A 23706-nucleotide genomic window follows, 5' to 3' on the forward strand; every position below is an offset into this window, starting at 1 on the left:
AAAAATTGTTTGCTTTGTTTGTTTGAGATAAAACAAAGTTACAGCAGCAACAAAGGGGGCACATTACATTAATCAAACCAAAGGTTACAAAATTCAAACATTCCGAAACGAGCTTGGCGTTTGTTGGGTTTGTTTCTTGAAAAAGTTATTAAAATGTGTCGGCTCTTCAAAGCCCAGGCAATAACCAATTTCAGAAATGTTCCAGTCGGTATGCCTTAATAATGATTTGGCTTCGCTCAGCAGCCTGTCGGCAATATGATCGGTAGTGGTTTTGCCGGTAGTTTCGCGAATTGCCCTGTTCAGATGGTTTACATGCACCGAAAGCCGTTGTGCAAAATCATTGGCCGATCGCAATACAAACCGCTGTGAAGGGGTTTCAATAGGGAACTGCCTTTCAAGCAGCTCGGTAAATACTGATGTTATGCGTGATTTGGCATCTACATGCTTATAAACATTTTCGGATGGTTCCGTTTTAAGCGCATAATAAATTACTTCCGTAACATAATTACGGAGCAGATCATATTTAAAAGCATACTCGGTATTAATCTCAGACAGCATTTTCTGAAAAAGAGCGGTTACATAAGCGTCCTGTTCATCATTTAAGGCATAAACCGGCTTGGCATTAAGGCCAAACATCGGAAACTCACTTAAGCCGGTACGGAACTTCTCCAGAAAAAACTCTTCGGTAAATATGCAGAAGAAACCAGTGCGGTCATCAGACATGTGCTCAAATGTATACGGCACCATGGCGCTGAAGAACATCAGTGTTGAGCCCGAAAGTTTGATACTTTTATCGGCATAATGAATGATATTATCGCCGCGCATCAGGCTGATCTTATAAAAGGTACGGCGGCTGTAGGTTACCTGCTTTGCGTTAGGGCCAATACAATCCTCAATCCTGAATACATTAAAGTGACCGATGTTTTGCTGAAGGTTACCGGGCAGCCAGTTAACCTTTCTTTGATAAAAATCTTGAAGTGTTTCTGCTTTCGACATAAAGTAAAGTTACAAAAATCAAACCGAGGCATCAAAACGGGGATAATTAAATATTTTGAGGCAAACAAAAAGCCTTTAAATCGCATGATTTAAAGGCTTTTGCACATTCTTTGAATGTTTTTAGCGGAATGGACGGGACTCGAACCCGCGACCCCATGCGTGACAGGCATGTATTCTAACCAGCTGAACTACCACTCCTCCCGTTTGGGGTTGCAAATATACAAACCTTTTTGATCTACACAAATTGTAGAACTTAAAATAAAAAAAGCTTAAAACGCAAAAAAGCCCTACTTTTCAGTAAGGCTTTTGGCGGAATGGACGGGACTCGAACCCGCGACCCCATGCGTGACAGGCATGTATTCTAACCAGCTGAACTACCACTCCTCCGTTTGGGTGTGCAAATATACAAACCATTTTATTCTACACAAATTGTTTTTTCAAAAAAGTTCATTATTTAAAAAATTAAGCACTTTTTTGCGCGGTGCGCCTTTTTTGGCGATTATAAATTACTGATAATCAACCATAAACAAGCAAATCACAAAATATAAATCCTGTAGAAATTTAATAGTAGTTAATTCACTTCAAAGCTAAAATATTGGCTTGCGATGTCACCTTGTACCGTAATTCCTTGTACAATTCCTATATATTTCCCTGTTTGATCAGACGTATAAAACGACAACTGATTTTTACCTGCGGCTGAAGTATTGATATCCGGAACCCAATAAAGCAGGTTTCTGAAATCGGGCAACCGGTTTTTAGCTCCCTGTTCAGTGTCATATACCGGAGAATAGAACTCACGCTGCAATTGCAGACCTTCATAATCGAGCACTACGGCCTTGGGGTCTATTTCAACACCGCCAAGATCGCCTTTATAAGTTGTAAAGCTTAAGATTCCTTCGTAAACAGATGGGCCCCAATAATACCGGTACGGAACATCTTCGAGCTTACGAACTTTCAACGGGTCAATACCCATAACCTTATCTATGTTAAAAACAGGCACGTCGTCAAGCATTACTAACGGATCGCCATCTAAAAAACCATTACCGTTAAGTACTTTGATATGATACCGTTTTTGCGACCTGTTAACCCAAACTTCTCTTACATACTCTCTCAATACCTCTTCCATTGTAGTAAAGCGGGTATAGTTATCCAAAAGGTAGGTTTTATAGGGGGTTGCATAAAAACCCGAACTATCAACCTGCGGCTCATAAAAGTGCTTGATCTTATTGCCTAAATAAATATTCTGAACCTGTGTACCCAGGCTTCGTTCTTCAATGGCGCTTTGCATGCCCCGGGTTAGGTTAAATTTTAATATTGGGGATTTTGCGAATTGTTCAGAAAAAGGGCTTAAAATATCAATATGATAGGTGGTATCCCGTTCTGAATTGGTTTGAACTACTATTTCGCCGGGACCATAAAGCTGTCTTGTATTAAAAATCAACCTGCCTGTCGAATCACTTTTTGCTGCGTAAAGCTGTACCCGCTTTCCCGGTACACTTAAATAAGCCACTACATCTTTGGCAATACCACCTGTTTGCGTATTGGTTATTTTACCGGTAATCAGGTGCCCGTCATACTCTGGCAAAAAACTAAATGCGGCCTGTTTATTACCAAATACATTATCCCATTGAAATCTTCGCCAGCCTTGTGTTAGCATGAGGTTATCAAGGGCAGTGTCGGCTTCAGCATCGATATTTTTGAAATAGTAGCCTGGCGATTCAATGTTTCCCCGCAAATCTGACTTGAGCCACATATAACTGAATATTTCGCCGGCATCAATATTTTGTAATGAGTCAATCTTATAAACCGACATTGACAGGTTAGCAGGTTTTACGCGCCCCGAAAATTCTTTGGCAGCGATGTCCACACTTACCTTTTTACGGCGGGTATATGAAGGCTGATCAGCGGAGGCCTCGATAATGAGGTTTTGTTTGGGACGTTTAAAATAAAGCCTTTCGCACACGGGTTGTCTGGCGCTATTGAAAATTGTTAAGTGCGACACTCCTTCGCCCAATTTAGCTTTATCAAGCGTAAAAATGGCAGCACCGCTATTAAAGGGTGCTGTTATGCCGGCTTTAACCGATTGGCCTGTATGAGCAAACAGATATAATTCGCCAGCTTCAACGCCGGCGCCTTTTACTGTGATCTCCACCCGTGTGCTACCTGCATCTTTTACAGCCATTACGTAACCCCGACTTTCAACGGCAGGTAACTCTTTGGTAACAGCCGGGGTATTGCCCGATTTAATAACAACCGTATAAACATTCCCGGCTATTGGGGTGAATAAAAAGCTGCCAATGCCAAATTTCAATGGCCGGAAGCGCGCTACCGTATCGTGCTTCTGATCAACAATAAAACCTCTGCATTCACTTAAGCCTGTACCGTCTGATGCTGTAACCTTAAAAGCAACTTTACTGCTAATACCCGCAACAAGGTTCCCTCCTTCCGGGAAAAACTGAATATCGTAGCCCGGTGACTGTGCTTTATTCGTGGCTTCGGGAGATTTTAACGGATTGATAATGACTATAGCCTTTTCAAAATAATAATCAGGACTAAAATTTTTCATCCAGTTGGTATAGGCCCTTAACTTATAATTACCATTGCTTGCCGATACCGGTATATAAACAGAGCCACTCCCGAGGCCGTTTTTCATTTCTATTTTAGTTTGTATTATGGCATTTTGCTTGTTGTCCAATACATCAACATATACAACTTTGCTAAGGCCAAGCGGCTTATGATAAGTAGCATCAACGTTATATATTTTAAACCACAAAATTTCCCCGGTCATATATACACTTTTATCGGTGTGTGCAAATATTTTTTCCTGTAAGGAAGTTTGGCCATATTTATTAAAGCTCTCGGAAATTTGATTTATAGTTTGTGCTAACCCGTTTAACGATAAGAGCAGCATGCCTAAAAGCAGTGGAACGATAGCAAGTTTTTTAATTTCTTTCATAGCCAAACCTTATTGATTTATTTTCATGGCATCATTCATAACTTTTTTATCTCTCTATCCAAAATGAGGGAGTTTGTACTCGTCCCCTGATCCTGCAATCGGTACATTCAATTGATGAATAAGTATATCCTATTACGTTCATTTTGTCGGTTATATCGGCTACGGGTATCCCGCTACCATTAATAATCATGTTTAATACGTCATTTTGCTGCGTTTTAGGGTTGGAAAAAAGTGCAGTATCAGGCGGACCGCAATCATACGGGTACGTTGCCACCCACTCGCGAGGGAGATCGGCATTATCAATAAATACCCGTTTTGATTGAACATTAGTTACACTTATATATCCAATAACAGGTTCGGCCGGATCTTTAAGGTTGTGAATATTACCCGTTAGCTGTGATGGTTGCGCATCGAATATACTCCCCAATTGCTCGGTGTTCTTCTTCATATTTTCCCAAAACTGATAAGCCTCTTTTGTTAAAGCGTACTGCTTCAGCAAAATAGAATAACGCATTTCAATTTTTTCAGATGTCGAGGCTATGGTTGTTACCGGTTGCTGGTATATTACATCTTGTGATAGCTTAGCTGATGATCCTATCACTATGGTGCTTGATTTGCTCCCCGCAAAGCAATAATAATTATACTCACTGGGAGGCCGACCGACGACTTTTTTGTTTACCTGATCTACCATATAGGCCGATTGATATTTAGCATGAAAGCGCCACGTTTCTTCATAACTCCACCTGTAATATCGGGAGCTATTGGAGGCATCGTGCGTATTTGTATAAACCTGCATGTTACCATTTTTAATATTAAACCCTATGCTATCAATTGGCTGTGTCTTTTTTACCTCAACATAGTCCGACACATATTCTTTATTATCGTTAGTGACAATATGCACACGGTACTTTTTTGACACATCCAGGTTAAGCGCAGGTATAACATAAGTCCCATTTCCCCGGGGCGTAAGTGAATATGCTATTCCTCCTTCGGCTTCAACAGATACCGCGCAATTATCAACTCCGCTTGTGCTTACATTGCCCGAAATTTTAACCGTTCTGCTTAATTTTATTATAGTTGAATCGCTGCCATTGTTTATCACCCCTTCAACAACCAGGTAATGATTGGGAGAGTCAACAATTTTAGGGTTATAAGGCTTTTTACAGGCATTATATATGCCTCCCAGCAATAATAAAATCAATATATATCGTTTTCCTTTCATCGCTTTCAATTAAAACCTGATATTGTAATTAATAAATGGAATAGGCTTGGCAAATATTGACAGCTTATACCCGTTAATGACCCCGCCCTGCTCGGTAAAGAATGTTGAATACGCGTTTTGCCTGCCGGTTAAGTTGTATACACCTATTGTAAATGAGTTGTGTGTTAACTGGTGCACTTTATGGTTGCCTTCTATGTTCATTGAAAAATCCGACCTGAAATAATCCGGAATGCGGTATTGGTTCCTGTCCGAATAAAATACCCGCTCGGAACCACCATACTCATACTTGGCAATAGGTAGGGTAATAGGCCTGCCCGTGCTGTAAGTAAGATTTAAAGAAACACTGAACCTATGCGAAAACCTGTAGTTACTGATAAAATTAAACGCATGGGGTTTATCAAAATTTGCAGGATAGTAAGCACCACCATTTATCAAATCTCCGACATTAGGGTCATTTTGCTTTAAAAATGTGCGCGAATAAGTATAGCTGATCCATCCATTGGCTTTCCCAGTAGCTTTTTTTACTAAAAACTCAATTCCATATGCTTTGCCTTTTGTACCCACCACATCCGTTTCAATATGATGGTTTAATACGAGGTTAGCACCGCTCTTATAGTCGAGATAATCCCTTAATCGTTTGTAGTAAACCTCGACCGACGTTTCAATGGTGTTTGATTTTAAATTATGATAAAGGCCTAATGATACCTGGTCACCATATTGAGGTTTGATATTAGGATCACTTAGTTGCCAAACATCGGTTGGGGATATGGCTGTTGTGTTTGATAACAGGTGAATATACTGCCTGAGTGTGTTATAGCCGCCCTTGATCGATAGGTTATCGCCCAGTTGATACCTGGCCGAAAGCCTGATTTCGGGCCCCGAATAAGTTTTAATAAACTTACCACTTGCGTAGTTGGTACTATCCAACAGGTTGGCGCTTGTTTTAGGCAGGTTAGGCGCATAGTTATACACCGTTTGCGGCCCCAGGAAATTATAGATTGAATACCTTACACCACCGCTTATCGACAGATCGTCGGTCACGTCAAACTTATCGCCCAGGTATAAGGCGCTTTCCAGCGCCTGTTGTGTGGCAACAACATCAGGAGCTACCAATGATTGGGCGCCAAGAGGCTGAAAGCTGCCCGGATGGAGCTTATAATAAATGGAACTTAACCCAAAATCGACAGTGTTTTTGCGGTTAAGGTAATAAGTAAAATCCGTTTTAAAATTACTTTGGTTAATATCAAAATTCAGCTTGTAAGCATTTACCGGGTTATCAGCACTTGAAACATCATATTGGTACTTGTCTATCCCGGCCGTAATAACACTGAATAGTTTATTGTTAAAATTATGCTTCCATTTAAGGTTGATATTCCTGTTGCTGTAACTGTAAGCAGTATCACTATTGAGCCTGAATTTATCTTTGCTTATGTAGCTGGTTAGATACAGATTATTTTTATCATCAATCTGGTGGCTTATATCCAGGTTAAGGTCATAAAATGAGGCCGAACTGTGCTTATAGGCATCTGGAAGGAGCTTGAGGAGCCAGTCGGAATAAGTGGTGCGGCCGCCAAATGAAAACGAGGTTTTATTCTTGATGATAGGTCCTTCAACATTAAGCCTGCTGGTGATTAAACCAATGCCTGCCGAACCGGTAAATTTCTTCTTATTTCCCTCACGATTGGTTACATCCAATACCGAAGACAAACGCCCTCCAAATCTTTCGGGGATACTGCTTTTATATAATTCGATATCCTTAACTATATCGGGGTTAAACGATGAAAAAAAGCCGAAGAAATGCGAGGGGTTATAAATGGTGGCGTCATTCATCAGGATCAGGTTCTGATCGGCCGAGCCCCCGCGTACATTAAAACCCGTGGTAGCCTCGCCTACCGATTGAACGCCGGGCAGGGTAAGCACCACCCTTAATATATCGGCTTCGCCAAATACGGTAGGTACCTGTTTTATGCTTTTAATATCAAGCCTGTTCACCCCCAATTGAACATTACGCACATTAGCCACTTTCTCGGCAGAGATCTTTACCTCTTTAAGGCTGGTTACCTGCTCCTGCATTTCAATAATGATTTTCCCGTCCGAATAAAGGATGATCTGCCTGCGGGTATCGCGCATGCCAATGCCTCGAACGCTTAAAACCTGCCTGCCCTTGGGCAATTTGATAGTAAAGTAGCCAAACTGGTCGGTAGCTACACCCGTTTTGGTATTGGTTACATATATGCTGGCACCTGTTACAGATTCGCCCGATTTAGCTTCCTTTACATACCCCGAAAGCGTTGCCGTACCTGCCTCAATAGTGTTGGTTTTGATCCCTATTTCGTATAGCTTATTTTCGGTTGTTGCTTCGGGTATCTTTTTATCTTTATCAAGATCAGCATTAGCCGGTGACACACTCATATTTGCTGCTGTTGCATTGGCAGCTGTAATGCCAAAATAACCTACCGCCAGCCCGGTTTGTATTTCACGCCCTTTAGTTAAAAACACTTGCTGATGTTTGGTTATGGCGAAATTAAAACCAGTGTTTTTAAAAGCCTGGCTCAATATGGTTTCAATAGGTTTATTGGTTGCCTGCAGAGTTACTTTCAAACTGTCAAACTGCATGGCGTCGTAAAAAAAATGAAAGCCTGATTTTGCTTCCAGCTCTGTTACAAACTGCTCAATAGTAGCTTGTTGAAAGTTTACGCTGATTGATTTTACCGGACCCTGCTGGGCCTGGCACAGTTTAATTAAAATCAAAAAACAGAAACTTAAAAAGTAAATTTTTTTCATCCGGTTATTTTATTTTCCTGCCGTATACATTAATGCTATATTATTTTTTGCCCTGTTATTAAATAATAAGGCACGCCGCATTAATTAGTTAAATGATCATAATAAGTAGTTACATCCACTATAGCCTGCTCCTGATTTTCGCGAAAGTCGATATGATTTGCTTTTATATATTGCCGCAACTCCTTCTTTTTATCCTTAAAAATATCTAACAGTCCGCTCTTTCCGCTAAAGCTGAAATAGTTATCCCCTTTTTTAACATAATAATCTTTGGTTTCGCTAAAAAAAGATTCGATGGTATTGTTTCCCGTGTTGGTTTGGATGCTCTTGGCTCTTTTTACAATGATCCCGATCTTTTTCCCCTGGTATAATTGATCATAAAAACCGGTAGCAAGGCGGGCCTGGCCTGTCGAATCGGTAGTAATGCGTATAAAATGATGGTTAAGTAGCCAGAACTCCGGCACACGCTCGCTTGGTAATGAAATTTTTGTAAAGTGATTATAAAGCAGTATAACCACCAAATCTTTATTCAGGTCATATAACATCGGGACATCGCGATAAACCGCTAAACCGTATTTTACATCTCCAGCCGTAAATGACTTATTGTCAAAAACATATGCGTTGCCTTTTATTATGGGATCATAAAACTCATATTCGGGTCCGTTATATAAGTGTGATTGTTGCCCTATAGCAGTGTGATAATTAGCAATTACGAGGGCTAAACCCGTGCTATCGGGACCCGTTTGTGCAGAAACATGACCGTTTGCCATTATGCCCCAGGTGATAACTAAGGCCAGGAGTGATTTTTTTACCATTTAGGTTTTTATAAAAACGGAATTTACATGACTTTCACTTAATTACCAAACCCCTCTCCCTTAATACGCTAAAGCAAGTGTATTAATCGTGTTACATAAAAAAGCGACTGGGGGACTACAATGTACTATTACGAATGAGCTAAAACAAATGCAACAACCATTGTTAATAATTGCGTATTACGCAACTAAATTATCTCCCCTCTTCTGTAACAACCGCCCCCTGTCATCGTCTTATTTTTGTGTAGACAATTTTACAATATCACCTCAATAAAACATCTACCTTAGATTAAGCGTTTAATTGCCGGTTTGTCTCCGGCTCAATACCTGCAGCGCCGCGCAAACCCAATAGGCTACACAGGTTTTACCTAAAAATAACACATACTAAAATGGCTATTAACTTACAAAAAGGGCAGAAAATTGATATCGGCCTTTCAAAAATGACAGTTGGCTTGGGCTGGAACCCAAACGAAGGCACAGGTTATGACTTCGATCTTGACGTATCGGCTATTATGATCGATGCTAACCGACTGGTGCCCCAGGATGAATTTTTTGTTTTTTATAATAATGTCGACTCGCCCGAGCAATCGGTTCACCATACCGGCGATGACCCAACAGGCGGTAACAGCGATGGAGGCGATGATGAATCGATCACTGTTGACCTGACCAAAGTAGATGCCCGCATCCAGGAGATCCTGTTTGTGGTAACTATTCACGAAGCACAAGCCCGCCGTCAAAATTTTGGCCAGGTACGTGACTCATACATTCGTATCTTAGATAATCAAACAGGCGCCGAAGTTTGTAAATATGAGCTGGGCGAGGATTTTTCTATCGAAACAGCAATCGAGTTTGGCAGGCTTTATAAACGCGGTGGCGCCTGGAAGTTTGAAGCATCAGGCGTTGGTTACAAAGAAGACCTGGCTTTCTTTTTAAGTAAATATTTCAAAGGGCAAATAATCAAATAGGGCAATGGCTATAAATTTGGTAAAAGGTCAAACAATTGACCTTCGTAAAAATGATAAAGGCGAAAGTTTCGACCTCTCCTCGGTAACTATTGGTTTAGGCTGGGACGTTAGGAAAAGTAATGGTGGCGGCTTTTTAGGCAAGCTGTTTGGCGGTGCCGAAGAAGCTGAATATGATTTGGATGCAATAGCGTTTTTGTTAGATAAAAACGGTAAAGTAGCGAATCGCGGCTATGCCAAACAAACCGCTAATGGGCGTACTATCAATATGTTCGAGGGAGATGTGATTTACTTTAACTCGATGCGCCATCCTTCGGGACACATCTGGCTTACCGGCGATAACCGCACCGGGGCCGGTGAGGGCGATGACGAGCAGATCATCGTAAAGCTTGATTCGCTCGATCCGAAATATGACCGCATCCTTTTCCTGGTAGCCATTTATCAGGGCCGTAAAAACAACCAGCACTTTGGCATGGTGGAGAATGCATTTATCCGCGCGGTGGATAGCCACGGTAAAGAGATTGCAAAATTCAGTCTCTCCGGCGATTCAACATACAACGGCATGTGCTCCATGACTTTTGCCGAAGTTTATCGCAAGGACGGCACCTGGAAATTCCGCGCCATTGGCGATCCGGCTACTACCGATAGCCTTTCGGAAATGTTGAAAGGATATTAAAGAAACTAATAAACCACGTCATTGCGAGGTACGAAGCAATCCCCGATCAGCAGGTCCGCTCTGTATAGTTTGGGATTGCTTCGTACCTCGCAATGACGCGTTTAAGTAAAGCCTCTAAACACATCTACCTAAACATAAATGTACCAGCACTATTCATTTGATCTATGGCTCACGCTGATCAAGTCAAACCCTTACTTTAAAATAGAGCGCACCAAGATCTTTCACCGGGATTTTAATCCGGCAGGTAAAAGTGTCGATGAGGTGGCAAGGGCTTTCAGGCAGGTTGACCTGATGTGCAATGCCGTAAATGAACGTACCGGCAAAAACATTGATGCCGATGAAATGTACCTGATGGTGATCAGCACAATTAATGACAATCAGTATCCGCTCGCCGATGTTAATGTAGATAAGCTGTATGCCGACATGGAAACCCTGCTGTTTTACTATCTGCCGGTGCTTTACTCACCTGTAACAATTGAGGTGCTACAGCATCTAAAACAAAAAGGTGATTGCTCATTGAGTATTTTAAGTAATACAGGCTTTATAAAAGGACAAACGCTCCGCAAGGTAATGGTTAAATTGGGGTTGGATACGTTCTTTAACTTTCAGATCTATTCGGACGAGGAGGGGATGTCGAAACCAAACGGGGATTTATTTAAGCTGATGGTGCAAAAAGTTAAAGAGTGTAATAAACCAAAGCAGATAGACCGGTCAGGTATCATACATATAGGCGATAACCCGGCGGCAGATATAGCGGGGGCTAAAGATGCAGGCCTTGATAGCCTGCTCATCAATTCAAACAACTTATCCATTTTAACCTTATTAAGTTTATGAAAGCTACCTACTCATTACACCATATCAACAGCGCAACACATTTCGGTTTCGATGCGGATGATTACAGTCGCTTTAAATTTGGCGATGGTAAAGTATCCCGTTATTTCGGTACCGATTTGGCAGATGGTTTCATCGCGGAGCATTTAAGCAGGCAGCCCATAAAAAAACAAATAGTAGTGATATCGAGCCCATACTCGTTTATCCCTACGGCTACCTTCGCTATGAAAAACCACTTTGTATGCCGGCTTAACCGCTGGCTGGCTAATCACGGTTATCCTGTTGTGCAGGAAACCAAGGTTCATCGCACCATAACTTATAAGGAAGATTATGGCGAGCTGGATGCCGAGCAAAGGATTAATTTAATAGGTAACGATTCGTTTCATATTGATAAGGATTTTCTTAAAGACAAAACCCTGTTTTTTTTAGATGACATCAAGATCACTGGCAGTCATGAGCGCATGATCATGAAAATGGTAGATGAGTATGGCTTACAAAACGACATTTACATGCTGTACTTTGCCGAACTGGTGAACAAAAACATACACCCCAATATTGAGAACTACCTCAATTATCACCATGTTAAAAACATCTATCATTTAAATGATATCATTAAGGGCAGCAAATTTTGTATCAACACCCGCATAGTAAAATATATTTTAAATTACGATCACGAAAGTTTTTGCATCTTTATACAAGATCAAGACAGCAATTTCATAAACTTGCTGTATGATATGGCTTTGGGTAATGGTTATCACACCATTGAAGCTTATGCGCCTAACTTAAACTTTATTAAACAAAACCTATTAATAAACAACAATAAACTAATTCAGCATGGCAATTAACTTGCAAAAAGGCCAAAGGGAAACTATTGGTGCCCCTAAATTTACGATAGGCCTTGGTTGGGATACAAACAGCTCATCAACAGGCTCGGCCTTTGACCTCGACGCTTCGGTGTTCATCATGGGCGATAATAAAAAAATACTGGCCGACGAATTTTTCGTTTTCTACAACAATCCAAAATCTCCTGATGGTGCAGTTGAGCATACCGGTGATAACCTAACCGGTGCGGGTGACGGTGACGATGAGCAGATCATTGTCGACTTGTCAAAGATCGACCCGCGTGCTACCGAGATCTGCATTGTGGTAACCATTCATGAGGCCGAAAGCCGCCGCCAGAACTTCGGACAGGTACGTAACTCTTTCGTGCGCATTTTTGATTCTGCTACCAATACCGATATTTTGAAATACGAACTGGAAGAGGATTTTTCGATAGAGACCGCTGTGGAGTTTGGCCGTATCTACAAAAAAGATAACAACTGGAAATTTGAAGCTGTTGGCGCTGGCATGAAAGGCGGCTTACAGGATTATTTAAACAAATACAACTAAAATTATGGCTATCAATCTTCAAAAAGGGCAGCGAATTAGCCTTGAAAAAAGTAATGGCAGCAAATTGCAAAATGTATGCGTTGGGATAAACTGGGGCGCTATTGAAAAGAAGGGCTTATTTGGCTTTGGCACCACCAAAGAAGCTGTTGACCTTGATGCCAGTTGCATTTTATATGATGAAAGCAAACGCCTGGTTGACGTGATCTACTTTGGCAACCTGCGCTCAAAAGACCACTCCGTGAGGCATAGCGGCGATGACCTTACAGGCGATATGGCAGGTAATGACGGGCTGGACAACGAAGTAATCACTGTTGATTTTGCTACGCTGAGCCCAACCATGAGCTATGTAGCCTTTGTATTGAACAGCTTCCGCGGCCAGGATTTTGGTACTATACCGTTTGCCTCTATCCGCATTTATGAAGGTACACCAACCCGCGTTAACGAAATCTTCGCTACTTATGATATTGCGCACAGCAAGGATTTTGCAGGCCATGTATCTATGGTGATGGGCGTGTTTTACAAAAAGAACGGCGAGTGGAAATTTAATGCCATCGGCGAACCAACCCGCGACCGTAAATTGGAAGAAACAGTGAAAACTGTAACCGCAACCTACTTGTAAAAGTTTAATTCATTGATCTTAAGTATTAAGCCGGGTGGCGCTTAAGATCAGCTAATTAAGTACTACTAAATCATTAATAATAAGATTATGGAAAGTGCACCAAACAATGATGAACTAAATCTGAATATACCACCGCTGATCACTCCAACCAATCAGGATCTTCCGGCGGCAGCCGCACCAACCGGCAATGTGCCTATGAAGGTGGATAAACAAGGTAATGTCAACCTTGACGCTATACCAAACCAGGACCTGCAAAAGTACGGTGAAATGGGGAAAGATATCAATCCAGCCGATGTTAACTCCATACTTAACTACGGCGTTGAGGTACAAAACTCAATGGAGAAATACAGCAATAACTTCCTTACTTCGGTACGTACCTATAACTCTGGCGAAGTAGGCGGGCTGATTAACGAGTTACTTACCGAGCTTAATTATATCGACGTTGACGAGCTGAACCAAAACGCGTTCACCTCATTTATATCACATATCCCGTTCATGAAAAAGCTGGTGGTTGATACCAAAAAGCTTTTCCAGAAATACGATACCGTGGTTAATAACATCGATAAGATCACCAATAAGATCAAGGCAGGCCGTGTTAATTCGTTAAAGGATAACAGCTCGCTGCAAACCATGTTTGACAGCAACGTTACCTACATTAAGCAAATGGAAGACCTGATTATAGCCGGCCAGCTTAAGTACAATGAGCTTAACGAAAAACTGGCGGTGATGGACGGTAATCCGACAGGCTACCAGGACTATGAAATTGCCGATCTGCGCGATTTTGTAAACCGTTTGGATAAACGCCTTGCCGACCTGAAGGTAGTTCGCTTTATTATGCTTCAATCGCTGGCACAGATCCGTGTGGTGCAGAACAACAATACTACCATTGCTGAGAAAGCACAGTCTATAGTATCAACCACTATCCCGGTTTGGAAAAATCAACTTACTATAGCTGTGGCCCTCAACCGCCAGAAAGAGAATGTGGAGATGCAGAAAAAGATCTCGGATACCACTAACACAATTTTACAAAAGAATGCCGAAATGCTGAAACAAAACAGCATTGACGTAGCCCGCGAAAATGAAAAAACAGTAGTATCGTTGGATACGCTGAAAAAGACTACCTCATCACTTATTGAAACCCTTACCGAGGTAAAACGGATCCACGATGAAGGCACGGCCAATCGCCGCACATTGAATACTGAGCTTCAAAACCTGGAAACAGAATTGAAGAAAACGGTAACGAGCGTGAGTTAACCATCTTGATTATAAAATTCACGTCATTGCGAGGTACGAAGCAATCACCAATAAGCAGAGCAGCTATGCATACTCGCCCTGTAAAGTCGGGGATTGCTTCGTACCTCGCAATGACGTTTTAGAGAAGATAGCACCATCTTCACCCTACCTCAACCGGCATCTTCCCATACCTGTTTATAAGCTCAGCCAAAATCAAATTAGGCACCCAGCTTAAAAAAGCGATAATGAGGTAATTATTATGAAAGTTTACGCCATTACCTAAAACAGTAAACAGCCAGATATAAAAGCGCAGGGTAACCGCGCCGAAGGCGAGGGCATAGCTGCGGTTCATCATTTTAATGTGATCATCTATGCGGCCGTTTTTAACCAGCAGGAATGCTGCCAAAGTAAAAATCACCCATAGTGTATTCTGAAGCAGGAACGATATAAATACGCCTGTGCCGCGGTTAATAAAAAGCGTCATGACATAGGCCCCCGGTGCAGCAAAAAAAAGCACACCAAACACATACAATTTCCCCAATGCCCTGTGCAGCGCTTTATTATTATATACCTTTTTTGAAAACTGAAAGAATCCGGCCAGCAGGATCACGCTGCTGCCTATAATATGGCAATAAAAAGCAGGCAGGTACCACCCGGTTTCAACAGCTTTTTGTTTAATGTGTAAAAAGTACGAATCGTGATTAAAATCCCAGTATTGAATAAATGTGCCCGCACAAAGCACAAACACCCAAAAAAAGGAAAAGTATCTTAATATGCGAGCGGTAATGCTCATTTTGCCGCAAGTACATTAGGCTTTATTGCCGGCAATCCTTTTAGCTTCTGATCAATCCACTGAATGTTATATTTATCTATCTCGGTTAGCGAATCCTGAACGCTGAGGTTTTCTGATTTATAATGCCCGTAAAATTGTTGTTCGAACATTTCCGTCCAGCGTTTGTCTTTAAACTTATAATTATAATCGGCATAGATTTCGTTTTTCATATATCGCAGCACTTCTGGCGAAATTGCCCCACTGCTCGTCATTTCATATCGGCCATCGATCATCTTATAACAAACGTAACAGCCATCAATAAAATGATTGTCCATTTTACGGAATTTAGTAAATGCAAAAACCCTTTTGGTGTTCATCGTTTCCTCCACCTTGCCGTTTTGTATCTTTAACAGATGAAATACTGGCAGTTCATTTAGATATGTGCTGTTATATAATTCAATACTTCCAACAGATGTTACTTTAACCTCCAGTAACGAATCGCTCAGCACATTGATGTTAAACTCATTGCAACGGCCGCTGAATTCGCTGCCACCTTCTTCAGTATTAATATCGGTATTGATCCGGTAACCATACAGCTTATTATTCTTGATATCAATAAGCACCATATTGTTGCTGTCATAAAATTCCGCCCGGCCACCTATAAAGTAATCGCGGATGGAGTAATAAGCACTTTGGATCCAATTATCGCTACCTGTTGCTGAACTGTTTACAGGCAAAGCTTTGGCTTTTACAATGTACCGACTGCTTGACTCTTCAAAATAAACATGGTTTCGCAACGGATTTTTAAATTGTTTAATTCCGGAAATTAAATGCAGATCATCAAGATATGACGGCGGTATGTAAATTGCACCATGCTGCTCCCTCGAATTAAACTCGGTAATCCCACCTGCCGGGCTTTGATTTAAAGTGAACGAAGCCGGTTGCTTAAGTTTACCGAAAATATCCTTCACCCTGATGCCTGCTTTTTCAGAAACGGAGTAATCGCTTTTCAGCCAAAAATAATCGTCACCCTTCCTAATAGCAGCAATGTACTCAGCGTCGTTCAGGGGGAATATCTGGTCGTACTCAACAGGTAATACTACTTTGCCGCTAAGGTCATAGAAGCCGCGTTTGTGGCCTTTTTCTACTTCAACAAGGTTAGGAAAAGTGCCGCCTATGGTATATACAAGATCGTATTCGGCCGGAATTATCTCTTTGTAATCAGGACTTACTAAACCCATTTTAAAGGTTTTAGCGGTATCTTTTTCCTGCTGAAATTGTTCTGAAAAATCCCATTTGCCTTTTACCACATAAAAATAGGTTTGACCTTTAATATGGCTAAACCAAATCACACTATCGTATTTGGTTTTTAAACTATTAGCATCGGCGAAAGCCTTTAAAGTAACCGGGCTGTAAATCTCTTTATCACTGTAATTTTTTTGCCAGGCACTGCTTTTATAAGCTATATAATCAGTCATAAAACTGGCAGCATCTACCTGGTAAATTTTGTATTTGTTATTCTCTTCTTTTTGGATAGTGAAAGTTAAACTACTTAGCTTGTTGCTGAGGTGGTCACCACTAAACGTTACCGGCACAACTGCAACCGCAAGTTCGGGGTTTGTAAAGCTGATTGTGCTTTGATCAACATTCAACTCAAGCTTAAACGAAGTTTCAGGATCTTCGGTTTTGTTGAGCAAAGCCGTGATTAGCCGGTTGATAGGTTCACTGCTTTGTTTATCCGGAAAATATGCAAGCAGTGAGTCGCGGTTACCTTTAATTAACTGTTGATTGAAGCTTTTTAAGAACTGTGTTATATCTCCTTGTTTTGGAGATGAAGCGCTCTTTCCTTTTAATAAAAAGTATCCGCCTATAGCTAAAACAACAACCGTTAAGGTAATAATAAGGACAGGTTTAGTTTTCATACAACCAAGGTAACGTATTTTTTGAAATAGTAAAAACGCGCCAAAACCCTTAAAATCGCCCAAATAAAAATCAACTATATTATACAATAATTATATAGTTAAAATCTATATAGCATCAATTATTAGTATTCGGGAGGCGGTTTAAAATTTTTATATTTGCATAAACATTAAAAGAAATATCAAAATATGTTAACGATAGGACAAAAATTCCCCGAATTTTCTAAAACAGCAGTAGTAAGCCTTGAAAAAGGTAAAGAGTTTGAAACCCTTACTTCTGAGTATTTAACCAACGATGATAACGTTTGGACTGTAATGTTCTGGTGGCCAAAAGACTTCACTTTTGTTTGCCCTACTGAAATTGCTGAGTTTAACAAAAACTTTGGCGAATTCCGCGACCGCGAAACCCGTTTGATCGGTGCTTCTACCGACTCTGAATTTGTTCACGCTGCCTGGAGAAGAGATCATGACGATCTGCGCGATTTGAAATTCCCTATGCTTGCTGATACTTCAAAATCATTAGCTGAAGACCTGGGCATTTTAGAGCCAACTGAAAAAATTGCTTACCGTGCTACTTTCATCATCGACCCACAAGGTATCATTCGCTGGGTATCAGTTAACGACCTGAGCGTTGGCCGTAACGTGAAAGAAGTATTACGTGTACTTGACGGTTTACAAACTGACGAACTTTGCCCTTGCAACTGGGAAAAAGGTCAGGAAACTTTAACTGTATAATTTATACAACAGATAAACGTCCCCGTACTGTATTTCGGTGCGGGGATTTTTTACACCCTTTTTAAAGCTAACGAAAGCCTAAATTGAAGTTGTTTTTTATGTAGAGACGCATAATTACGTCTCCGTAGGACAAGCCACTTTGCAAGGTGTTTAACCTCCTTAATTTGCAACTGGGAGACGCATTATGCGTCTCTACAATAAGAAAATCACCCAAAAAATGAACGAAAGCACTGAAGTGATCCAGGAGATACTCGAAAGTATCGGATTAGATAAAAACTATCGCACAGCCAGCCTGAGCCTTTTAGAAACTGGCGAATCACGTTACCTGCGCGACCTGAAGCTGAACTTTACCAGCACACTTACCTCAGCACATCTAACCAACAAAGAATGCGCCCTGCTTGGTTTGGCTACTGCTGTAAACAATAACAACGTACCGCTTACCAACTTCTTTACTACATACGCTAAAGAACAGGAGGCTACTGATGCCGAAATTGGCGAAGCTGTAGGCTGTGCTTCCTTATTGGCATCAAACAATGTGTTTTACCGTTTCAGGCACTTTACCCAAAAGGAAAAGTACACCCAGATCCCGGCACGAATCCGTATGCAACTCATGATGAAACCGGTAACCGGTAAAGAATTTTTTGAACTGGCCAGCTTAGCTGTATCGGCTGTTAACGGTTGCGAAATGTGTGTAAACGCACATGAGGATTCGCTTATAAAATTAGGCACCACCGAGGAGCGTATTTTTGATGCCGTACGTATAGCATCATTAGTTACCGCTACAGGTAAAGTTATATTTTAACAAGCTTAACTTATTTTAACAATGAAAAAGGCATGAAATAATAAAATTTCATGCCTTTTTCATAAATAGTATTTTATTGCCCAATAAAATTTGCGTTTATTAATTAAAATCCAGTAAATTTATACCTTAAGATTAAACAAACCCCGGTCGCAATATTCAAATATGTTGTTTATGCGGGAGGAGTTACTTAAATTTTAATTGTTAATTTTTTTTGGGGAAAGCCGTTCCGGTAATAGTGGAACGGCTTTTATTGTTTTAGTGCGAATCCGCAACAGCTTTCAGCTTTTTGAACGGCTGAAGATAAAGCAACGGTATCGAAAATAACATCACCAATCCCGATATCCAATAAGCATCGTCATACGTTAACAACAATGTTTGCCTGGTAACCATACCTTCGATAGCCTGATATGCCATATGGGTAGCATCAATCATTGATTTGCCTTTGGCCATAAATCCTTGGGTAAGCATGTGTAAACGGTCATTAAACGGATTGTTATACGGATTGATATTTACAAGCAGATTATTGCGGTGCACACCCTGGCGTATATGGATGAGGGTGGTTAATGTAGCAATCCCGAACGAACCGCCCAACTGGCGCATCATATTGTTCAAGCCCGATCCCTGGCCCAGTTCAGGACCTTTCAAATCAGCCATGGCCAACGTAGTAAGCGGCACGAACAATAAAGCCATACCCACACCACGGATTAATAACGGTATTAACACATCCTTTTCGCCGGTAGCCAGTGTCGAATTGCTTAACATATGTGTAAATACATAAAAAAGGAACATGCCCGCAGTAGCCATAAACTGGGCTGGTATGCCCTTATTCAGCATTTTGCCTATAAACGGCATCATTACAATGGTACACAAACCACCGGGAAACAACAGCTCGCCTGTTTGCTGGGCGTTAAAGCCGAGCAGGTTTTGACAAAACACCGGGAACACAAACACCGATCCATACAAACCAAACCCGAGTATAAAGGATGTGAACATGCCCACAGCAAAACTTCGGTGCCGCAGAATGCTGAAGTTTACAATCGGGTGCTCGGTACTCATCTCACGCCAAATGAATAATATGGTACCTAATACAGCCGATATAGTTAAAACCAGGATGTATGGCTTAGCAAACCAGTCTTCACTTTCACCTTTTTCAAGTACGGTTTGTAAGCTGCCTACTGCAATAGCCAGCAAGATAATACCCCACCAGTCAACAGGTTTGCCTTTGGCATCCTTGGGTGTTTCCCGCACGAAGGTGTACGTACAAAACGCCGCCAGCGCCCCCACCGGGATATTTACGTAAAAGATCCAGGGCCATGAGTAGTTTTCAACTATCCAGCCGCCAATGGTTGGGCCTACAGTTGGACCTACTACCGCTCCCAAACCAAATAGCGCGGTTGCAGTACCTATCTGCTCACGGGGCCAGGTTTCAAGTAATATGGCCTGGGCTGTCGAAATCAGACCACCGCCGGCTATACCCTGAATAATCCTGAACAATACCAGCTCATCCATGCTGTGCGCGTTACCACATAAAAAGGATACGATGGTAAACACGATGATAGATGCCATGAAATAATTTTTACGCCCAAAACGGCCGCCCAGCCAACCCGACATGGGCAATATGATCACGTTTGCTACCGCATACCCGGTAACTACCCAGGCCACATCCTCAAGGGTTGCGCCAAGGTTACCTTGTATGTGAGGCAACGCTACGTTAACGATAGTGGTATCTATCAGCTCCAGTAATGAGGCTGTGATCACCGTAATGGTGATGATCCACTTTTTAAAGCCAGTTTCAGCCATAATGTTATTCTTTAATTACAGATACGTTTACGCTCATACCAGGGCGTAATTTTGCAAGCTCTTCTTTAGTGCCGTTGATTTTAATTTTTACAGGCACACGCTGTACAACTTTTACGAAGTTACCGGTAGCATTATCCGGAGGCAACAGGGAGAATTTGGCACCTGTAGCAGGCGAAAAATTGTAAACCTGTCCTTCCAGCTTCATGTCTGGATAAGCGTCAACTTCAATTTCAACTTTTAAACCATTTTTGATATTGGTAAGCTGTGTCTCTTTGTAATTAGCGGTAATGTAAAGGCTGTTATCATTCACTATTGAAAACAAAGTTTGACCAGCCTGTACCAGCTGACCTAACTGTACATTCTTTTTAGAGGCTAAGCCGCTTGCCGGAGATTTCACCAGCGTGTAACTCAATTGCAGCTTTGCATAATCAATATCAACCTGCCTTTGTGATACACCCGTGTGGGTAACAGCCAACTGGCTGCGGGTTGTACCAATTTGCTGAACAGCAGCTTTGTACTGATCCTGCGATGCCCTGTAATTAGCTTTTGCTACATCCAAATCGGCCTTAGCCTGGTCAAATTGCTGCTGGGTTACTGACCCGTCTTTTACCAGGTTGGCGTAACGGTCGTAATCTTTCTGTACTTTTTCTAAATGGGCCAGATTTGATGAAACCTGGGCTTTTGCACTTGCAGAGTTTGCTTCGTTAGCAAAAATTTGCGATTGGTTTACATTAATGCCTGCGCTTGCCCCAACTTGTGCAGCCTGAGCCTGCTCTAATTTTACCTTATAATCGCGGTCATCAATTTTAACCAGTGGCTGACCTACATTAACATGGGTGTTTTCTTCAAAATAAATTGAGTCAACATATCCGCCAACGCGGGCAACTACAGGGCTGATATCACCGTCGATCTGGGCATCATCAGTATCAATGTGTTTGCTAAAGTAGATGTATTCTTTTATACCGAAAATTACGCCGCCAATAAGTACAATGCCTAATATGATGGGGATAACTTTGTTTTTCTTTTTCGGTTGTTCCGGTGTTTCTTGTTCCTTTGCCATTTTATTTAAAGGTTTGGTATTGTTATTTGTTGATTTTTCCTGTTGATTTTAATAGTGTATAGTAAGCGAGACCAGCATCGGCTTTAGCCAATTCTAAATTGATCTGTGCCTGGTAAAGCAAGGTTTCGGCATCGGCCCTATCGGTTGCAGATGCTATATTGCTTTTGTATTTTGATTCGAGAATCTTGTTGTTTTCACCAGCCTGATCAATAGAGGTTTGTAAAAGTTTAACCTTTTCAAGCGCCTGGGTATAGCTTTGGTAGCTTTGGTTAACTTCATTTTTTATTCTGTCGGTAGTGATGCCTTTGTTGATCTCAACCTGCTGCTCCTGGATCTTAGCCTCGGTAACTTTGTTCTTGTTGGTCCAAAGGGAGCTGAAGTTCCATGATACGGTTAATCCTACAGATATAGGGGTGATAAAATTACCGCTTTTAGGTATCGGGTTGGCGCTTACATCAACATAATAAGCAGCAGCCGATGCGCCTACCGTTGGCAGGTTATTAGCTTTAATGCTTTTAGTATTGGTTTCAGCAACGCGACTGCGTAAAGCAAATTGTTTAAACTCAGGGCGGGCGGCCATTGCTGTATTAAGGTAAGCAGTTAACGGAGATACCTGCCTGTCGGCTTCGGTGATCTGGTCGATGTTTAGCTGTGTCCCTTCCGGTAAACCTAACAACACATTAAGATTGTAGTTGATGATACGACGGTTAGTTTCCAGGTCGACACCGTTAACCTCGATGTTTGAGCGTTGTAATTGAAAGCGCAGCACATCGTTTTTGGTTACCAAACCCTGTTCAAAAAAACGCTGTGCCTGTTTAATTTGTACATCAACAGTAGCAAGGTTTTGAGCTACCACCTTTTTGCTTTGCAGCACTTTGTAAAGGTTATAGTACGAACTGATGATATCATAAACTACCTCGTCTTTATCATTTTCAACATCAAGGCGGGAAACCTGGGTGAGCAGATCGGTAGATTGGCGGGCATATTTCAATTTATTACCGCCAAATATGGTTTGGTTTAAGCTCAGGATCCCTAAATACGCATCGGCATGTGATGGCAGGTTAATGCTTTCAGAACCCAGGGCCAGCCTGTTGGCCGGGATCTGGGCACGATTGTAGCCATAACTTACTTTACCTGTTGGCAATGCTTCGTCTTTTGCCTGATTATATTGAGAAACAGCTTGCTCAACTTTCGAATTTGATAGTTTTAAAGTTTTGCTGTTTTCAAGGCCGAGTTTAATGGCTTCGTCAAGTGTAATTGTCCTGTCTTGTGCGCTGGCAGCAAAAGGCAGGCTCAAAACTATGAGGGCGATACTACCGCGTAAAACGGGCCGTAACACCTGCTTTAATAGCTTAAGGTGGTTGGTTTTGTTATTTTGAGTTGTCATGTTCTTTAACTAAATAAGCTTTTAAAAGTCTTTTCATGTATGTTTTAACACGTGGTTTCAGTTCATTCTCCATAAACTTTTCATCACGAATATCATGTCCCAGTATTAATGATGATAGCTGCGGCATGTTAACTATATAATTTTTTGTACCAAAAAGGGTAGCTATTACCAGTGCTATATCGGCATCTGTATGAAACAAGCCGCTGTTTACGCCTTCTTCCATAATCCTTTTTACCTCATATACATTTACCATCAGTATTTCGATGATCTTATCGGTAAGGTCGCCACGTTTATTCATGGACACTTCCCTGTTAATGAGTTTTTGAAAACAGTTGTTGGCTATGATGCGTTCAACGTAATTGTCGACACATTTATCCAGTTTATCCCAGGCATTCATGCTGCCATCGCTGTTAATATTTTGCAGCAGCGTACGGAACGAATTGATCTTGCGTTCAAAAACAGCCAGGAAAAGCCCTTCTTTTGATCCAAAATAGTAATTGAGCATAGCCATGTTTACCCCGGCTTCGCCCGATATGGTACGGGTGGAGGCTCCGTCATAACCCAGGTCCGCGAATACCTTTTCGGCCACGTCGAGGATGTGGTCTTTTTTATCTATTTTATCTTTTTCCATTGTTTTAACGGCACAAAATTAATCAAACGATTGATTAAGCGTATCGAATTGAAGCAGAAAAAGTTAATCAGTTGATTAAGATTACCATCGAATGACAGATTTGTTTGACAATGCTTGAAAAAA

20 protein-coding genes and 2 tRNA genes are annotated in these 23706 nt (G+C 41.4%); 9 read left to right on the forward strand and 13 right to left on the reverse strand.

The genetic code is table 11. The annotated features are described in order from the left end of the window. Window positions 1–93: 93 nt before the first annotated feature. From ACP26M_RS19095 to ACP26M_RS19125, 7 genes are all read right to left on the reverse strand, one after another. Window positions 94–996, reverse strand: a complete 903-nt coding sequence (locus ACP26M_RS19095; protein ID WP_426582361.1) for a helix-turn-helix domain-containing protein — start codon at window positions 994–996, stop codon at window positions 94–96. Between the two features lie 124 nt (window positions 997–1120). Further along, window positions 1121–1194 (reverse strand) — tRNA-Asp (locus ACP26M_RS19100). Window positions 1195–1303: 109 nt separating this feature from the next. Next, window positions 1304–1380: transfer RNA gene (locus ACP26M_RS19105), tRNA-Asp, on the reverse strand. A gap of 187 nt (window positions 1381–1567) precedes the next feature. Further along, window positions 1568–3952, reverse strand: a complete 2385-nt coding sequence (locus ACP26M_RS19110; protein WP_426582363.1) for a hypothetical protein — start codon at window positions 3950–3952, stop codon at window positions 1568–1570. 46 nt (window positions 3953–3998) lie between these two features. Continuing rightward, window positions 3999–5174: a DUF4249 domain-containing protein gene (locus tag ACP26M_RS19115; protein ID WP_426582365.1), complete on the reverse strand. Its 1176-nt coding sequence runs from the start codon at window positions 5172–5174 to the stop codon at window positions 3999–4001. Between the two features lie 9 nt (window positions 5175–5183). Then, window positions 5184–7958 carry a TonB-dependent receptor gene (locus ACP26M_RS19120; RefSeq protein ID WP_426582367.1) on the reverse strand — a complete coding sequence of 925 codons (2775 nt, stop codon included), beginning with the start codon at window positions 7956–7958 and terminating at the stop codon, window positions 5184–5186. Window positions 7959–8038: 80 nt separating this feature from the next. Next, the gene (locus ACP26M_RS19125; RefSeq protein WP_426582369.1) at window positions 8039–8770 is read right to left on the reverse strand and encodes a hypothetical protein; all 732 of its coding nucleotides are present in this window, start codon (window positions 8768–8770) and stop codon (window positions 8039–8041) included. Window positions 8771–9156: 386 nt separating this feature from the next. Here ACP26M_RS19125 and ACP26M_RS19130 point away from each other — a divergent pair, with 386 nt between their 5' ends. From ACP26M_RS19130 to ACP26M_RS19160, 7 genes are all read left to right on the forward strand, one after another. Further along, window positions 9157–9732, forward strand: coding sequence for a TerD family protein (locus tag ACP26M_RS19130; protein WP_090531232.1), 576 nt, complete (start codon window positions 9157–9159; stop codon window positions 9730–9732). Between the two features lie 4 nt (window positions 9733–9736). Beyond that, a complete protein-coding gene (locus ACP26M_RS19135) occupies window positions 9737–10405 on the forward strand; it encodes a TerD family protein (protein WP_426582371.1) in 669 nt (222 codons plus the stop codon). Between the two features lie 138 nt (window positions 10406–10543). Then, a complete protein-coding gene (locus ACP26M_RS19140) occupies window positions 10544–11239 on the forward strand; it encodes an HAD family hydrolase (RefSeq protein ID WP_426582373.1) in 696 nt (231 codons plus the stop codon). Continuing rightward, window positions 11236–12081 (forward strand): phosphoribosyltransferase family protein, encoded by an 846-nt coding sequence (locus tag ACP26M_RS19145; protein ID WP_426582375.1) that lies wholly within the window; start codon window positions 11236–11238, stop codon window positions 12079–12081. Before ACP26M_RS19140 ends, ACP26M_RS19145 begins: the two co-directional genes overlap by 4 nt. Then, the gene (locus ACP26M_RS19150) at window positions 12071–12625 is read left to right on the forward strand and encodes a TerD family protein (RefSeq protein WP_114939325.1); all 555 of its coding nucleotides are present in this window, start codon (window positions 12071–12073) and stop codon (window positions 12623–12625) included. The genes ACP26M_RS19145 and ACP26M_RS19150 overlap by 11 nt, the downstream gene beginning before the upstream one ends. 4 nt (window positions 12626–12629) lie before the next feature. After that, the gene (locus ACP26M_RS19155; RefSeq protein ID WP_426582377.1) at window positions 12630–13244 is read left to right on the forward strand and encodes a TerD family protein; all 615 of its coding nucleotides are present in this window, start codon (window positions 12630–12632) and stop codon (window positions 13242–13244) included. Between the two features lie 87 nt (window positions 13245–13331). Further along, window positions 13332–14498, forward strand: coding sequence for a toxic anion resistance protein (locus tag ACP26M_RS19160; protein WP_426582379.1), 1167 nt, complete (start codon window positions 13332–13334; stop codon window positions 14496–14498). A gap of 139 nt (window positions 14499–14637) precedes the next feature. On the opposite strand, the gene ACP26M_RS19165 is transcribed toward ACP26M_RS19160, so the two are convergent. Both ACP26M_RS19165 and ACP26M_RS19170 read right to left on the reverse strand, forming a co-directional pair. Beyond that, window positions 14638–15270, reverse strand: coding sequence for a DUF2306 domain-containing protein (locus ACP26M_RS19165; protein WP_426582381.1), 633 nt, complete (start codon window positions 15268–15270; stop codon window positions 14638–14640). Beyond that, window positions 15267–17171, reverse strand: coding sequence for a YARHG domain-containing protein (locus ACP26M_RS19170; protein WP_426582383.1), 1905 nt, complete (start codon window positions 17169–17171; stop codon window positions 15267–15269). Before ACP26M_RS19170 ends, ACP26M_RS19165 begins: the two co-directional genes overlap by 4 nt. A gap of 186 nt (window positions 17172–17357) precedes the next feature. On the opposite strand from ACP26M_RS19170, the gene ACP26M_RS19175 reads away from it, so the two are divergent. Both ACP26M_RS19175 and ACP26M_RS19180 read left to right on the forward strand, forming a co-directional pair. Beyond that, on the forward strand, window positions 17358–17903 hold the full coding sequence (locus ACP26M_RS19175) for a peroxiredoxin (protein WP_090535023.1): 546 nt from the start codon (window positions 17358–17360) through the stop codon (window positions 17901–17903). Window positions 17904–18120: 217 nt separating this feature from the next. After that, window positions 18121–18705 (forward strand): carboxymuconolactone decarboxylase family protein, encoded by a 585-nt coding sequence (locus tag ACP26M_RS19180; protein ID WP_426582385.1) that lies wholly within the window; start codon window positions 18121–18123, stop codon window positions 18703–18705. Window positions 18706–18960: 255 nt separating this feature from the next. Here the strand turns inward: ACP26M_RS19180 and ACP26M_RS19185 are convergent, their stop codons facing one another. Genes ACP26M_RS19185 through ACP26M_RS19200 form a run of 4 tightly spaced genes read right to left on the reverse strand, consistent with a single transcriptional unit; the run spans window position 18961 to window position 23583 of the window. Then, window positions 18961–20505, reverse strand: coding sequence for a DHA2 family efflux MFS transporter permease subunit (locus tag ACP26M_RS19185; RefSeq protein WP_090535020.1), 1545 nt, complete (start codon window positions 20503–20505; stop codon window positions 18961–18963). Between the two features lie 4 nt (window positions 20506–20509). Further along, entirely contained in the window at window positions 20510–21565 is a 1056-nt protein-coding gene (locus ACP26M_RS19190) for an HlyD family secretion protein (protein WP_091173137.1), read from the reverse strand. Window positions 21566–21587: 22 nt separating this feature from the next. Beyond that, a complete protein-coding gene (locus ACP26M_RS19195) occupies window positions 21588–22952 on the reverse strand; it encodes a TolC family protein (RefSeq protein ID WP_426582388.1) in 1365 nt (454 codons plus the stop codon). Continuing rightward, window positions 22936–23583: a TetR/AcrR family transcriptional regulator gene (locus ACP26M_RS19200; protein WP_426582390.1), complete on the reverse strand. Its 648-nt coding sequence runs from the start codon at window positions 23581–23583 to the stop codon at window positions 22936–22938. Before ACP26M_RS19200 ends, ACP26M_RS19195 begins: the two co-directional genes overlap by 17 nt. Window positions 23584–23706: the final 123 nt, after the last annotated feature.

It is taken from the genome of Mucilaginibacter sp. R-33, from assembly GCF_049949235.1.
GTDB lineage: Bacteria > Bacteroidota > Bacteroidia > Sphingobacteriales > Sphingobacteriaceae > Mucilaginibacter.

Excerpts from the sequence above, each read along its gene's own strand:
- ACP26M_RS19155 (WP_426582377.1), top strand. The coding sequence starts at position 12,630 with ATGGCTATCAATCTTCAAAAAGGGCAGCGAATTAGCCTTGAAAAAAGT.
- ACP26M_RS19135 (WP_426582371.1), top strand. The coding sequence starts at position 9,737 with ATGGCTATAAATTTGGTAAAAGGTCAAACAATTGACCTTCGTAAAAAT.
- ACP26M_RS19150 (WP_114939325.1), top strand. The coding sequence starts at position 12,071 with ATGGCAATTAACTTGCAAAAAGGCCAAAGGGAAACTATTGGTGCCCCT.
- ACP26M_RS19130 (WP_090531232.1), top strand. The coding sequence starts at position 9,157 with ATGGCTATTAACTTACAAAAAGGGCAGAAAATTGATATCGGCCTTTCA.
- ACP26M_RS19110 (WP_426582363.1), bottom strand. The coding sequence starts at position 3,952 with ATGAAAGAAATTAAAAAACTTGCTATCGTTCCACTGCTTTTAGGCATG.
- ACP26M_RS19185 (WP_090535020.1), bottom strand. The coding sequence starts at position 20,505 with ATGGCTGAAACTGGCTTTAAAAAGTGGATCATCACCATTACGGTGATC.
- ACP26M_RS19180 (WP_426582385.1), top strand. The coding sequence starts at position 18,121 with ATGAACGAAAGCACTGAAGTGATCCAGGAGATACTCGAAAGTATCGGA.
- ACP26M_RS19170 (WP_426582383.1), bottom strand. The coding sequence starts at position 17,171 with ATGAAAACTAAACCTGTCCTTATTATTACCTTAACGGTTGTTGTTTTA.
- ACP26M_RS19175 (WP_090535023.1), top strand. The coding sequence starts at position 17,358 with ATGTTAACGATAGGACAAAAATTCCCCGAATTTTCTAAAACAGCAGTA.
- ACP26M_RS19140 (WP_426582373.1), top strand. The coding sequence starts at position 10,544 with ATGTACCAGCACTATTCATTTGATCTATGGCTCACGCTGATCAAGTCA.
- ACP26M_RS19115 (WP_426582365.1), bottom strand. The coding sequence starts at position 5,174 with ATGAAAGGAAAACGATATATATTGATTTTATTATTGCTGGGAGGCATA.
- ACP26M_RS19120 (WP_426582367.1), bottom strand. The coding sequence starts at position 7,958 with ATGAAAAAAATTTACTTTTTAAGTTTCTGTTTTTTGATTTTAATTAAA.
- ACP26M_RS19160 (WP_426582379.1), top strand. The coding sequence starts at position 13,332 with ATGGAAAGTGCACCAAACAATGATGAACTAAATCTGAATATACCACCG.
- ACP26M_RS19095 (WP_426582361.1), bottom strand. The coding sequence starts at position 996 with ATGTCGAAAGCAGAAACACTTCAAGATTTTTATCAAAGAAAGGTTAAC.
- ACP26M_RS19200 (WP_426582390.1), bottom strand. The coding sequence starts at position 23,583 with ATGGAAAAAGATAAAATAGATAAAAAAGACCACATCCTCGACGTGGCC.
- ACP26M_RS19125 (WP_426582369.1), bottom strand. The coding sequence starts at position 8,770 with ATGGTAAAAAAATCACTCCTGGCCTTAGTTATCACCTGGGGCATAATG.
- ACP26M_RS19195 (WP_426582388.1), bottom strand. The coding sequence starts at position 22,952 with ATGACAACTCAAAATAACAAAACCAACCACCTTAAGCTATTAAAGCAG.
- ACP26M_RS19190 (WP_091173137.1), bottom strand. The coding sequence starts at position 21,565 with ATGGCAAAGGAACAAGAAACACCGGAACAACCGAAAAAGAAAAACAAA.
- ACP26M_RS19145 (WP_426582375.1), top strand. The coding sequence starts at position 11,236 with ATGAAAGCTACCTACTCATTACACCATATCAACAGCGCAACACATTTC.
- ACP26M_RS19165 (WP_426582381.1), bottom strand. The coding sequence starts at position 15,270 with ATGAGCATTACCGCTCGCATATTAAGATACTTTTCCTTTTTTTGGGTG.